The sequence below is a fragment of the Asaia prunellae JCM 25354 genome (assembly GCF_000613885.1).
Classification (GTDB): domain Bacteria; phylum Pseudomonadota; class Alphaproteobacteria; order Acetobacterales; family Acetobacteraceae; genus Asaia; species Asaia prunellae.
Genome location: NZ_BAJV01000003.1, coordinates 56,671 through 69,757, shown reverse-complemented (window position 1 = coordinate 69,757; position 13,087 = coordinate 56,671). Strand labels below are relative to the sequence as shown.

Below are 13,087 nucleotides of genomic sequence, written 5' to 3'. Positions count from 1 at the left end.
CAGCTCAATTCCGGACCCTGTCATGCTGACTCTTCTATTCTATATTGCTGCCGGGTTTGCAGAAATCGCCGGCTGTTTCGCTTTCTGGGCGTGGCTACGTCTTGATCGATCGGTCTGGTGGCTTTTACCCGGTCTGTTAAGCCTGACGCTTTTCGCTCTCATTTTGACGCGCATCGACAGTGACAGCGCAGGTCGGGCTTATGCGGCCTATGGCGGGGTCTACATCACGGCATCCCTGATCTGGATGCGTCTGTTCGAAGGACGAAGCCCTGACCGCTGGGAACTGATTGGTGCCGCAATCTGCCTTTGTGGCGCAGCGCTGATTCTCTGGGGCCCACGCTCGACATAAGGCACGGCTTGGGTCATTGACGGGTCTCCCGATTACCGGAGGCTTCTCGTGTTTCAACCGCTCTATCGTCGCACACTCGCTCTGGCGGCTTCGCCTTACGCAGGGTGGTGGCTTTTCGCCGTTGCTTTCGCAGAGGCCTCGTTCTTCCCGATTCCTGTCGATCTGATGCTGATCCCGATGGTACTGGCCGCGCGTCAGCGCGCCTTTTTACTGGCTGCGATCTGCACTGCGGGTTCGGTAACAGGCGCCTTGCTTGGCTGGGTGATCGGTGCTGTTCTGCTTCAACACGTCGCCATGCCAATCGTACATTTCTATCATGCAGAACACAGCCTGACAGCATTACAGGAAAAATTCCGGCAATACGGAGTAATGATCATCCTGCTCAAAGGGCTGACACCGATCCCGTTCAAGATCGTGACCATCGCCGCCGGCGCAGCTCATTTCAGCATCCTGCCTTTTCTGGCAGCAAGCCTCGTCACACGTGGCGCGCGTTTCTTTCTGGTGGCGACTCTGCTCTGGTTCTATGGACCGCCTATCAAGGACTTTATCGAACGTCGTCTGACACTTGTCATGGCGGGCTTTCTCTTTCTGATCATCGCTGGCATTCTCGCAGTGACCCTTTTGTAGACCGTGTAAGGATTGCTGCCATGCCCAACCAGATTGCCGTCGTCACAGGCGCCGGAGCCGGTATCGGGCGCGCCACGGTCCGTATGCTCGCATCCTACGGTTTTGACATCGCCCTGCTCGGACGCAATGAACAGCGTCTTCAGGATGCCGCAGACGAACTTGCAGCCAACGCAATACGTACGCTCATCCTGCCGGTTGATGTCTCAGATGCAAGAGCCGTTTCCGATGCCGCCGAGCGCGTGGAACGTGAGCTCGGCCCCATCACTGTCTGGATCAATGCAGCCGGTGTTGCCGCTATCGGGCCGGTTCTGTCGCTCGATGCCGAGACACTCAGACGCGTGACGGATGTCACCTATCTTGGCTCGGTTTTCGGCACCCAAGCCGCCTTGGCCTGCATGCGCCGTCGCGGTAGCGGCACTATTGTCAATCTCGGCCTTGCCCATCCACTGCGTGGCCTGCCCCTGCAGGCAGCAATCAACGGTGCCCACGCCGCGATAAGTGCCTTCTGTGACAGTGTACGTCCTGAAATCCGCGCGCTATCGGATCGCATTGACCTGACCATCGTGCATCTCCCTTCGATCAATACCCCACGCCTTGGCTGGAGTCGAAACCGTTCGGGTCACGCACTCAAGCCCAGCGGGCGGATTTACGAACGAAGTGGCTGCCCATGCAATCTGTCAGGCAGTCCTTGGCCATCACCGCGATATCTGGGTCGGCGCCACCTCGATCCTGCCAAGTCTGATCAACGGCATTGCGCCTTCGCTGCGTGACCGGTATCTCGCCAGAAAGGCCATCACGTCGCAATACGCATCAGGCAAGGCAGAGAGCGACACCGACAGTCTTTCTGAAAGCCTTCCCGGCGCCTATGCTGCCCACGGCCCGTATGAAGGTATTCCTCTGCACGAAACAGGACGCAAGCCACTGCTGCTGACCATGCCGCGCCGGATCGGCTCGGGCGCCATGCTGTTGTCCCTTTGTGGGGGAGCTCTTGGCTGGCTTCTTCTGCGCCACAGAAAATAGATATACTGCAGAGCCTCTGCGAGACCTGTTGCCAGCACGTCCCGTCAACCTGAGGAAACCCTGATCAGCCTTGAACAGATCCTGTGGGCCGGGATCAGCTCGGCTGACGGGATGTGCTGGCAGCCATCAGCGCACGGTGCTGCTTGAGTCCCTTGACCAGTTTGTCGGCATCTTCAGGCCCGAAAACCAGCCCGATCGGTCCATAGGCAGGATGCTGAAACGCCAGAGTCGAGCCCTCGGTCAGAGCATCGATCTGGAGCGCCCAGTTCGTATTATAGACCGGCAGAAAGGGGGCATTGGCAATCGAAGGCTGAGGTTCATGTGCCGTGATAGCGTAACGCACCTGTCCCAGGCTTTTGATCAGCTGGCTCAGCTGAGCCAGTGTCAGGTCAATTTCGCCTTCTATCCCGCTTTCTTCAAGAAAGCGGAGCGTTGCACCCTTGCCATCCTCTTTCTGAATGACCTGCATTCTTGCGCCCATTGCCGAGCCCCTTCCTCGCATTCCATCTGCCGGATTAGCCTGCAAAGCAGAAATTCATCCGGAAAGCTCCGGTCTCAAAGCGATCTGGCAGAGTCATTACTTTCCCTGAAACAAGACAGGACGATATTATATCCCAAAGACTGGTTTCATGCCTCCTGAATCCAGCCGGCTTCTGCCCACCAGCCATGACTCCGCAGACTTTCCGCCGCATGACGTGCCTCATCGAGATCGGCATAAAGGCCAAAACAGGTCGCACCTGACCCGCTCATGCGGGCGAAAAGACAGGTTTGCGAATATTCGAGCCTGTCCAGCACTTCGCCGATCACAGGATAGAGCGCAATCGCCGGAGCCTGCAGATCATTTGAAGTTGATCTTAGACCATGCGCCATGCTGGCGACATCGTTCCAGCCGCCCGGCAGAGATGCTGCTGGACGGAATGGTGCGCCCGATTCTTTCCAGGCACGAAAAACGGTCGGTGTCGGTACGGATATTCCCGGATTGACCAGCACCATCGCACAGCGCGGAAGCCGTGGAGCCGCAACAAGGATCTCGCCTATTCCCTGCATACGTTGTGTTTTCTGCATGAGACAGACAGGCACATCCGCCCCGAGCCCGGCAGCAACCGGAGCAAGATCAAGGTTCTCACATTGCCAGGCCGCAGCCAGAAGACGTAACGCAGCCGCCGCATCAGCCGACCCCCCGCCAATTCCTGAGGCCACGGGCAGGTTCTTGGTCAGGCGGATCTGCCAGTCCGGTGCGCCCTCGGGCAGAGATGCCACCTTGCGCAAACCCTCCGCCGCACGCAACACGAGGTTGTCTGGTCCAGCCTCAAGTCCGGCGCCGAATGGACCATCGATTTCGAGGCTCATACCACTCCCGGCCGGACGTGGCGCTGCAAGAGCGAGTTCATCCGCTGTTTCGGCGAACACAACCAGAGAATCGAGCTCGTGATAGCCGTCATCACGACGTGCGGTAACATGAAGGAAAAGATTGATCTTGGCGCGGGCCATGGAACGATCAGGAAGCATCTTCTGTCTCATCTGGGCGAAGGAATGGCACGTCCGCGCATGACCGGCAGATCGGGCCCGTTAGCGAGCGCGGCTTCAATCAGGGCCTTCGTCTCAGGCTCAGGTTTGTTATTGAGCGCCTGGCTCCATTGGTCCCGCGCCTCAAGCTGACGCCCCTGATACCAGTAGGCAACACCAAGGTGATAGGCGATTTCTGCATCAGCAGGCGCCGCGTTGACGGCAGAAAGCAGCAAGGGAAGGGCCTGTGCCAGATCGCCATTCTGCTTGAGCAATGCCCAAGCATAGCTGTCACGTATCTCCGCATCATCAGGTGCCATATCCATGGCATGGCGCAGCAGAGTCAGGGCCTGGGCGGGGCGCTCGTTATGTTCGACATCCGAATATCCTGCATAATTGAGCAGGACCGGTTCGGAGGGCGCGAGAGCCAGAGCATGATCGAGATCGGCCTGGGCCTTGTCGCGGCGTTTGAGATGATCCCAAGCAATCGCACGACCTAGGAGAAGAGGCCAGACGCGCGCCTCCATGACACTGACCTGATTGAGTGCCCTTGTATAGGTGTCGACCGCCGCTTCGGACTGACCAAGCTGATCCTGCACGGAACCGAGCTCGTTCAGGATATCAGCATTATCCGGATTGGCCTTGACCACACGTTCCAGAGCATGAAGTGCCGCCTTCAGATCATGACGCTTGAGCGCGATCTGTGCCTGGGCATGATCGGAAAGTGACGCGAGCGGGTCGTTGTCTGCCACATTATCGAGCGCCATTTGCGCCATGTCGAGCTGACCGTCGTTGCGCAGCTCTTCTGCCAGCAGGATCTTGCCCAGGGTCAGATCAGGACGAAGAAAAAGCGCCTGCCGCAAAAGAAGGATCTTGAGCTGACGAAGATCCTTGAGCTTGTCCTCGCTCTGATCCGGGGATGAACTGGCGGCACCATCATGCGAGGTCGTATCTCCCAGAAGAGACGTTACGCCAATATAGAACTCTGCCAGTCCCTGGGCAGGAGAAAAACCCGTGCCAATCTTTTCAGGTTCAAGACGTGCTGCCACAAGCTGGAAAGCAGGAAGGATTGCAGCAATATTCCCGAGTTTCCGTTGGGCCTCCGCCTTGTGATCGCGAAACGCAAGCCAGTCGGCTTCAAACTGCAGGGTCTGCATACGCAGCAAGGACGGTATGGTGGCCGCATTGCGATCAAGCGCGGAAAACAGGGTATCCGTGCGTGCTTCGTTACGCAGTGACGCAATCCGGGCCTGTTGCAACAAGGCAAGATAAGTCACAGGATCGATAGCACCCGGACCAGACGCAACAGGATCTTCCTGACCGTTGGCCGGGTTGGCGCCATAGTGACACCAGTCACGCAACCCCTGACCCGCCATACGCAACAGGCCTTCCGGCTCCTTGCTGTGAAGGGAAAAATAGGCTTCAGCCGTTTTCCACTGCCGGTCGCGAAATGCTGCCGTGCCCAAAATGATACGGGCCAGATTCTGTTGCGGCATCATCTTCGCCAGAACGCGCGCACGCGCGGCCGATTCCATCCCGGCATCCATCGCCGCATAGCGTAACGCCATCAGAATGAATTCCGGATCGTGATAACCCTGCGTCACAGCCTCATACAAAGCATGATCGGCATCACTTACATTATTGCGCTGCACGGAGACGATACTACCGAGCAGACTCCCCGTCAGTGAATAATCGGCGGCGCTCGGAACGGGTACATTCTGGCCAGGATTGCCTTTCGTCCCGGCAGCTGACGCACTGGTAACAGAGGCCAGGCAGATGAGAAGAACGAGCCGGAACGGAGAGCGCTTGGTTTGCATCGTATGACAATCTAGACTGAACCCGTTCAGACACCAAACTGATAAGAGATCATGTCACTTTCCCTCTCCGGTCAGGACCGTTCCGAGATACTTGCCCTGCTGGACCTTTATCGGGATTGGGGGTGGATTGTGCGCTTGACGAAACAGCCCCGCACAGACTGGATCGTGCGGCAAGCCTTGCCATATCCCCGCTCCGGCAGACCCAGCGCCCTGTCCGTTCCCTGCCTCACAGACAGGACGCACAATCGCCATTACAGGCGCGCCCGGCAGCTATCGACCCCGAGGCAGCACAGGCCTGGGGGGTGGAACGCTTTCCCGATTCCGCGCTTGCCCGCACGGCTTCAGCCAGTGTGCGGCCACATATCGTACCTGGTGCAAAACTCATGCTCATCGGGGACGCGCCTGACGCTGATGAGGATCGTTCCGGCGAGGTCTTCGCTGGAGAAACCGGGCGTCTGCTGGACATGATCCTGCCAAGCATCGGGCTGGATCGCGCCTGCCTATCGCAGGCACCTGCCTGCCGTGGCGCCCGCCGGGAGGACGCGCCGTCTCGCTGATCGAAATACGCGAATGTCGCCATCTGCTTGTTGCGGCGATCATCAAGGCACGTCCGGAACGTCTGATCCTGTTTGGCCTGACCCCCTTGCGGATGCTGATGGATGAACAGGCGAGCATTGCCCGCTCGCGCGGAAGCTGGCACCCGCTGCGACTCGAGGAAGGGATTTGTACAGAAACCCTTGTCATGCAGCATCCGCAGCAGCTCGTATCAAGCGCAAGAGCGCGTCGCGAGATGTGGAAAGACCTCGTTTTTCTTGCTGAAACCCTCGAATCCGGGTCTGGTGGTTGACAGTTGCAAAACCTTTGAAAAAAAACGATTTCCGGCCCGGAAAATGCGGTTTTTTGGTGTTATCCCTCTGGTAGAATTCGTTAAACGATCTTAGAATAGCGAACTCCTCTGGTGTGACCTTTTGGCCACTCTTGCTTTATCAGGCAAGGGAAGCTACCAGCATCTCCACCATGCGAGGAATTTCTTATTTCGCGTCGAGTAACAGCGCCCGTGCTTTGATGCTGTGCGCCTTGCTTGTGGCGGGAGCGACGTTCAATCCGCTTCGTGCCCAGGAAAGCAGATCGACGCTTAACCCTGCTGACCATGACAACAGCCAGAGTGAGGAAACGGCGTTTGCAACGCCGCGTTCTTCTGCGCCTGGTGGTCCGAATGGTCTCCCCCATCCTCTTTCCGCTTCAGATGCCGCGCTTCTGAAACAGGCTTTTCGCGCCCAGCGTGCGGGTGATTTCGAGATCGCGATTGCGCGCTCACGCGCCGCCCACGACAACGTGCTGATGGGTGATCTGCTGGCTGAGCGCTATCTGAACCCTGCCTATCGCCCTGAACCGGTGCAGCTGCGTCTCTGGCTCAAGACCTTTTCAAGCCTGGCCGACGCCAGTGCCATCCAGTCCCTGCTCATCTCACTCAGCCCAAAAGGTAGCGTGACACCGCAAGGCTTTCCGACACCACTTGCACCATCGGATACCTCCTCAAACAGCACGGCAGTCTCTCCGGATCCTCTGGCTCACATCCTCAACCGTAATCCCCTTCTTGATCACACCATCAGTGAACGTCTTTCCTGGGGCCTCAAGGGGGGGCAAAGCGCCGTCAAACTGGTCGATTCGACGCCTGGCATGACGCCACTTTATGCCGCCCAGCTCAAATCCGAGATCGCTCTTGGCATGCTTAGCGCGGGTGAAACCGCTTTTGCGCTTCAGACAGCGCGAAACGGTTTCGAACAGAGCAAACATCAACTCGGCTATGCAGCTATGTCGCCGGACTTGCAGCCTGGCGTCAGGGAGCCCTGCATGAAGCGCTCACTTCTTTCGAACAGGCCTCGCGCGCAGGCACAACCACAAACGAATTGCGTGCGGCAGCATCCTACTGGGCAGCACGTGCTCATCGCCATATTGGCAACGTCTCGACGCTGACAACCTCCTGGTTACAGCGTGCTGCTGCTGAACCCGGCACTTTTTACGGCATTCTCGCGCGTCAGATGCTTGGGTTGCATCATGCAGGCATGCCACCGGCATCAGACGCCCGACAGGATACCATGCGTGATGGTCTGTCGAATGACGATACGGTCGAGCTCCAGAATCCTATTCCGGTCATGGGCGAGATCGATGTCGAAGCTGTCGCGGCAACACCTCAGGGACGGCGTCTTTTTGCCCTGCTACAGATTGGTGAAACATCACGCGCTGAGGCTCTGTTGCGTCGGATGTGGCCAGATATCACATCGGACACGGCGCTCTGTCATTCGGTTCAGCTCGTCGCCGCCGCCGCCGGACTGCATGATCTGTCCGAACAGATCGCCACCATCCTTGCAGCCCGCGATGGAAGCCCCGCCCATCTGGCTGGTTTCCCCACACCGCAACTTGCTCCCCGCCATGGTTTCAAAATGGATCCGGCACTTGTCTATGCCCTGACACGTCTCGAATCCAATTTCGATCCCAAGGCATCATCCAGCGCCGGAGCGCATGGACTGATGCAGATCAGACCATTGACAGCGAGCTTCGTCACTGGCCCCAAACCGGCTTTCGACGCTCATGGTGTTGCCATTATCAATGTTCCTGCTGATATGGTCGGCCGCCTGCACAACCCGGCTGTCAATCTCGAGATCGGTCAGCTCTATGTGCAATATCTGGCAGGACTTTCCGAACGCTCGGAGGCGGCTCCAAAGGGAGGGGATCTCATTCATACCCTCGCCTCCTATAATGCAGGCCCCGGTGCTATAGCCCGATGGGAAAACAGCACACCTCATGAAGCAGGGCAGATCCATGATCCGCTGCTCTTCATGGAATTGCTTCCCAACAATGAGACACGCGATTACGTCCATCACGCTTTCGCCTATCTCTGGATCTATGCTGACAAACTGGGTTTGCCGGCCCCTTCACTCCATGCGCTTGCTCATGCTCAATGGCCCCGCTTCACAGATGAGCAGGAAATCGCCAGTGCCAAGCCTGTGACCTATCACTGAACCTGCCAGTTACCGTCAGGAGGTGCTCAGGCTCTCCTGACGGATGATCATTGCACCAAGCGTCTCAAGGAAGGCGCTATCGTGTGTCGAGATCAGAACACAGGCCGAACGAGCCTTTTCAGCGATCAGCGCGCCAAAAAAATTACGGGAATCCGCATCAAGACCGTTGGCCGGCTCATCCATCAACAGGACTGCCGCATTGCCGATAAAGGCAGAGGCAATCAGCATCTTGCGTCTCGTGCCCAGAGACAGTGCATCATACCGCTTATCGAGATGAGGCCTGAGACCGAATCCCTCAATCAGGGAGTCTGGCGCTGTCGGCGCTTTGCGTGCCCAGGCACAGAGTGCCATCAGGTCGCGCCCGGTCATGAAAGGATAAACCGCCGCTTCGTCCGGTACATAGGCCAATCCCTGTCTTGCTGCGACCGGGTCACGTGCCAGATGTTTCCCGGCGATCCAGACATCACCATGATCTGGCCTGCACTGCCAGACAACACACGCAACAGCGTCGATTTCCCGCTGCCATTCGCCCCCCAGAGACCATAAAAGCCGACATCCAGCGACAGGCTGACCGATGAGAGAACAGACCGTCCACCATAGGCAACAGACAGGTTGGAACAGCGCAGAATGGCGGTCATACTGTCACCTTCATCAGAATAAAACTGACCCAGAGAACACTCAGGCTCACGCTGATTATGGGCCGCCAGCGTGGATCGATACACAGACACAGCTGCAGGGCCGACAACAGCAATCCATAGGAAAAAAGCAGTACAACCGGCGCTGAAGGAGAAATGAGCGCATGCAGGCAGAGGGGTAGGACAAACAGAATAGCCGATGGCGTAAACGCGACAAGAACGAGGCCAAGATCACGCCTTGTCCAGAACAATCGTGGCAAAGGCAGAGTCGAGAGAAAAGGTGCCGCCCGACGATGCGCTGTATCGAGCGCAGCGAAAGGCACAAGGGCGAATTGTGCGACCAGGCCCATTCCGACAATCATTACCGGGACAGATCGTTCGTCATAGGCAAACACAGAAAGCAATCTCCATAACCCGACGGGGAGGAAAAAAGAGACAACAAGCGCGCTTCGCACCCTGCTTCCCCGTTCGATCCAGCTACGCAGTTGCAGACGTAGGACAGGAGAGAAACGCGCCAGTCTGTCACCATGTCCGGGCCTGACATGTTTCGGCGCTCCCCACCGGCAAGACAACCATACTGGAAAAGGGACAAGACCGGGCGCATGCCCAGCCAGCCTGAACCCGACCCCACCAAGCGCTGCGGCCCCGATCTGGCACAGCGCTCCCGACCAGAAGGGTTGCGTTATGCAGCCCGCAGCAAGCAGATAATCAGCCAGGAAAATGGCCATACACAGACAAAAGAGCCGCTCGACGACTGCCGCCTGAAGAAGCAGCACCAGACCTGCAAAAACGGCCATCCCCATTATGTAGCGAGGCAGAATCAGAAGAGACACAGAGCCCGTCAGGATGCCCCCGACCACGAATGGGATGAAAAGCGGCAGATCGAGCACTGCAACAAGAAAACCCGCAACAAGAAGGCGAGTTTGCGGGGTGATAGGCAAGGTGTTCAGGAAAGGACGAAAGGCGCCACCCCTGACAAGACCGCGCAGCCCTTCCGACCAGGCGATAAAAACGGTCTGAGCTGCCAGCAGCATCAGCATATGATCGTACAAATTACCCGGTCCAGCCAGAACCGACTGGGCCAGTTGGCCAAGATGCAGGGAAATGGCCACGAAGGGAATGGAAGGGGAGGCCAGAACGGCTCCCATCAACAGCAGCCAGCGCTGCATAAGCAGAGCTTTTCCGGCATTGAACAGATGACGCGCTCTTAACCCGAGAAAAAACCTGAACCCCGGCTTCGCGCCTGTCTGTTCCAAATACGTCATCCGTCTCACGTCATCGGATTTCCAAACGATATCGTCACAATCGAACAGACGACAAACGGCTTCAGATTAATTTTCCGCCAGAACCTGACGACTGGCACGTACCTTGGTTACGCGACGCTGCTCCATTTCGACTACCTCGAACAGCCATCCGGCGAAAACCACCTTGTCCCCCTTGGCAGGAACACGGCGAAGCAAGGCAAGAATGGCTCCGGCAAGGGTATGATAGCTCCCTGCTGCGGGCAGATCAGGTAGATCGAGTACCGAGCGCACTTCATCGGCCGGCATGAAACCGTCGAGCACATATTCATCCCGTCTCTGCGGGTTTTCACGCTCTGTCTTGTTCTTTTCGGCATTTTCGTCCCCGACAATGGCCTCAAAGATATCGGAAGGCGTCACAATCCCTTCGAAAGAGCCGTATTCATCAAGAACGAAAGCAATACCCAGACGCTCGCCACGCATACGCTCGATCATGTCCTGAGCTGTCAGGCTATCAGGTACGACGATGGGCTGACGGAGTGCTGCTTCGATCGAGACGGGCAGCCCCTGCAGCAGGCGATCCATAAGGTCTTTGGCCAGAACGACGCCAACCGGATGATCCACATCACCCTCGCAGACAAGTATGCGCGTATAGGTTGATTGACGCAGCTTGACGATCAACGCATCGCGACTCGCATGACGATCCACCCAGAACAGCTCATTCCGGGGTGTCATGATGGCACGTACCGGACGGTCTGCCAGACGCAGCAGCCGTTCGATCATGATACGCTCTTCTGTCTCCAGCACACCGGCCTGGGCACCCTCTGCAAGAATGGCCCGCAATTCCTCTTCGGTGATTGCAGCACGTGTCAGCCCCCCGACACCGAACAGGCGCAGAACGAGAGAAGAAGCACCACTCAGCAATGCCACCACGGGACGCGAGATTGTCAGGAGTGCCGAGAGAATAAAGGAAAGCCGTGCAGCCATTTTCTCGGGCTGCTGCAAGGCAATCTGCTTGGGAACCAGTTCCCCGAAAACCAGCATGGCGAAAGTAATGCCCATCACCACGATGCCAATCGACAGCTCATTGGCAAAAGGACGCAGCATATCGCTGCGGCGGATCAGCCGTGCCAGTTCCTCTTCAATCTGACTGCCGCCAAAAGCACCTTCCAGAATGGACACCAGTGTCATCCCGATCTGCACAGTAGGCAGAAAGGAATGCGGCTCATCAGCCAGACGCAATGCCCGCTCTGCACCACGCACCTGCCGCTTGACCAGCGCCGCAAGGCGCGGCCGCTTGGCCGAAATCAGCGCCATTTCGCCCATGGCAAATATGCTGTTCAGCGCAATGAGGAGGCAGATGACCAGAATGGGGGTGAGCATGGGGTCCTTCGATCGAAAAAAAGAAAAGGCGGACATACACGCCGTATGTCCGCCTTTTCAGGATAAAGCTGTCGTGCCCCGTTTGACCAGAGCACAGGAAAACAGGGGTCTACCCGTTCTCCCGCAGGGTTGGGCCGTCAGTCCGCAGCGTCAGCAACCTCGACCGGCTTTTCTGCAGCCTTGTGTACGCGAACGCGTGGCCCACGGGCGGGCTTGCGCGATTCAAGCAGCGTGACCTGCTCGGCAACCTGAGCCTCGTATTTGTATTCAGCCGGACGCTGGTTAGCGAGCGAGATCTCGGGGGCCATCGGTTTTTCGGTTTCAGGACCGAAGAGCGCAACCTTGGCGATGTGCCACGGACGCTTGACAGCATCCATAACCGCTGTGGATTCGTAGCCGGAATGCACCATGCAGTCAGCGCATTTCTCATACGCGCCGGTGCCATACTGCTCCCAAGCTGTATCGTCCATCAGCTCCTTGAAGGTCTTGGCATAGCCTTCACCCAGCAGATAGCAGGGACGCTGCCAGCCGAATACGGTGCGTAGCGGCTTACCCCAAGGCGTGCAGTGATAGTTCTCGTTGCCGGCAAGAAAATTCAGGAAGAGAGGCGACTGCGTAAAGCGCCATTTCTTGCCTTTGCCCAGACGGAAGATGTCACGGAAAAGCTGCTTGGTCTTCTGACGGTTCAGGAAGTGTTCCTGATCGGGGGCACGCTCATAGGCATAGCCCGGCGCCGTCATGACGCCATCGACGCCAAGTGCCATGACTTCATCGAAGAAACGAGCCACGCGCTCAGGCTGCGCACCGTCAAACAAGGTGCAGTTGATCGACACACGGAAACCGCGCTCCTTGGCAGCACGGATGGCCGAAACCGCACGCTCGTAAACACCTTCCTGACAGACCGACGAATCATGCATCGCCTTGTCGCCGTCGAGATGGATATCCCAGGAGAAAAACGGATTGGGCTCGTAATCATCGAGCTTCTTCTCGAGCAGAAGACCGTTCGTGCAGAGATAGACGTATTTCTTGCGCGCCGTCAGACCCTTGACGATTTCAGGCATCTCCTTGTGAAGGAGAGGCTCACCGCCGGCAATGGCAATAACGGGGGCATCGGCTTCGGCATCGGCATCCAGGCATTCCTGAAGGCTCAGACGCTGATTCAGGATCTGAGCCGGATAGTCGATCTTGCCACAGCCTGCGCAGGCCAGATTGCATCGGAATAGTGGTTCGAGCATCAGAACGAGCGGATAGCGTTTGCGACCCAGAAGATGCTGTTTGACCACATAGCGTCCGACACGGACGGCCTGCATCAATGGAACAGCCATGTATCTCTATGCTCCTACACCAGATGACATGCTGACGCGGCGTCAGAAAAGGCCCGACATGGTTACCGCGTTGCTGTCATACGTAAGACCCGTTGGTCATGTGATTTCGAAAAAAGAACACCGGAATAAGAGGCGGCGTGCAAGACTGAAAAATGATACGA

At 57.4% G+C, this 13,087-nt stretch carries 14 protein-coding genes and 1 pseudogene; 8 read left to right on the top strand and 7 right to left on the bottom strand.

The genetic code is table 11. From position 1 onward, the window contains the following. Positions 1–22: 22 nt before the first annotated feature. The 4 genes from JCM25354_RS03215 to JCM25354_RS22065 are packed head-to-tail and all read left to right on the top strand — an operon-like array spanning position 23 to position 1,996. The gene (locus tag JCM25354_RS03215; protein ID WP_035446674.1) at positions 23–349 is read left to right on the top strand and encodes a YnfA family protein; all 327 of its coding nucleotides are present in this window, start codon (positions 23–25) and stop codon (positions 347–349) included. A gap of 48 nt (positions 350–397) precedes the next feature. Next, the gene (locus JCM25354_RS03210) at positions 398–976 is read left to right on the top strand and encodes a YqaA family protein (protein ID WP_025884936.1); all 579 of its coding nucleotides are present in this window, start codon (positions 398–400) and stop codon (positions 974–976) included. A 20-nt stretch (positions 977–996) separates the two neighbouring features. Beyond that, positions 997–1,746 carry an SDR family NAD(P)-dependent oxidoreductase gene (locus JCM25354_RS16280; protein WP_243443866.1) on the top strand — a complete coding sequence of 250 codons (750 nt, stop codon included), beginning with the start codon at positions 997–999 and terminating at the stop codon, positions 1,744–1,746. Next, positions 1,634–1,996: a hypothetical protein gene (locus JCM25354_RS22065; RefSeq protein ID WP_243443865.1), complete on the top strand. Its 363-nt coding sequence runs from the start codon at positions 1,634–1,636 to the stop codon at positions 1,994–1,996. The genes JCM25354_RS16280 and JCM25354_RS22065 overlap by 113 nt, the downstream gene beginning before the upstream one ends. A gap of 94 nt (positions 1,997–2,090) precedes the next feature. On the opposite strand, the gene JCM25354_RS03200 is transcribed toward JCM25354_RS22065, so the two are convergent. The 3 genes from JCM25354_RS03200 to JCM25354_RS03190 form a co-directional block, all read right to left on the bottom strand. Further along, positions 2,091–2,477, bottom strand: a complete 387-nt coding sequence (locus JCM25354_RS03200; RefSeq protein ID WP_025884935.1) for a hypothetical protein — start codon at positions 2,475–2,477, stop codon at positions 2,091–2,093. A 146-nt stretch (positions 2,478–2,623) separates the two neighbouring features. Next, positions 2,624–3,505 (bottom strand): 4-(cytidine 5'-diphospho)-2-C-methyl-D-erythritol kinase, encoded by an 882-nt coding sequence (locus JCM25354_RS03195; RefSeq protein WP_025884934.1) that lies wholly within the window; start codon positions 3,503–3,505, stop codon positions 2,624–2,626. 8 nt (positions 3,506–3,513) lie between these two features. Then, the gene (locus JCM25354_RS03190) at positions 3,514–5,319 is read right to left on the bottom strand and encodes a tetratricopeptide repeat protein (protein WP_025884933.1); all 1,806 of its coding nucleotides are present in this window, start codon (positions 5,317–5,319) and stop codon (positions 3,514–3,516) included. A 122-nt stretch (positions 5,320–5,441) separates the two neighbouring features. Between JCM25354_RS03190 and JCM25354_RS19810 the strand changes: the two genes are divergently transcribed. The 4 genes from JCM25354_RS19810 to JCM25354_RS23275 all read left to right on the top strand — a co-directional run bounded on the left by JCM25354_RS19810 (position 5,442) and on the right by JCM25354_RS23275 (position 8,342). Continuing rightward, positions 5,442–5,876 carry a uracil-DNA glycosylase family protein gene (locus JCM25354_RS19810; RefSeq protein ID WP_051537185.1) on the top strand — a complete coding sequence of 145 codons (435 nt, stop codon included), beginning with the start codon at positions 5,442–5,444 and terminating at the stop codon, positions 5,874–5,876. A gap of 98 nt (positions 5,877–5,974) precedes the next feature. Further along, positions 5,975–6,166, top strand: a complete 192-nt coding sequence (locus tag JCM25354_RS21285; RefSeq protein ID WP_159103434.1) for a uracil-DNA glycosylase family protein — start codon at positions 5,975–5,977, stop codon at positions 6,164–6,166. A gap of 170 nt (positions 6,167–6,336) precedes the next feature. Beyond that, the gene (locus JCM25354_RS23280) at positions 6,337–7,296 is read left to right on the top strand and encodes a hypothetical protein (protein WP_369345719.1); all 960 of its coding nucleotides are present in this window, start codon (positions 6,337–6,339) and stop codon (positions 7,294–7,296) included. After that, positions 7,230–8,342, top strand: coding sequence for a lytic transglycosylase domain-containing protein (locus JCM25354_RS23275; protein ID WP_369345718.1), 1,113 nt, complete (start codon positions 7,230–7,232; stop codon positions 8,340–8,342). Before JCM25354_RS23280 ends, JCM25354_RS23275 begins: the two co-directional genes overlap by 67 nt. Before the next feature lie 15 nt (positions 8,343–8,357). On the opposite strand, the pseudogene JCM25354_RS22060 reads toward JCM25354_RS23275, so the two are convergent. From JCM25354_RS22060 to hpnH, 4 genes and pseudogenes are all read right to left on the bottom strand, one after another. After that, positions 8,358–8,980, bottom strand: a pseudogene (locus JCM25354_RS22060) (ATP-binding cassette domain-containing protein). Then, positions 8,977–10,233 carry a hypothetical protein gene (locus tag JCM25354_RS03170; protein WP_025884932.1) on the bottom strand — a complete coding sequence of 419 codons (1,257 nt, stop codon included), beginning with the start codon at positions 10,231–10,233 and terminating at the stop codon, positions 8,977–8,979. Before JCM25354_RS03170 ends, JCM25354_RS22060 begins: the two are co-directional and overlap by 4 nt. A gap of 75 nt (positions 10,234–10,308) precedes the next feature. Next, positions 10,309–11,601 carry a hemolysin family protein gene (locus JCM25354_RS03165; protein WP_025884931.1) on the bottom strand — a complete coding sequence of 431 codons (1,293 nt, stop codon included), beginning with the start codon at positions 11,599–11,601 and terminating at the stop codon, positions 10,309–10,311. Between the two features lie 137 nt (positions 11,602–11,738). Further along, positions 11,739–12,926, bottom strand: a complete 1,188-nt coding sequence (gene hpnH, locus JCM25354_RS03160) for an adenosyl-hopene transferase HpnH (RefSeq protein ID WP_025884930.1) — start codon at positions 12,924–12,926, stop codon at positions 11,739–11,741. Positions 12,927–13,087 lie beyond the last annotated feature (161 nt).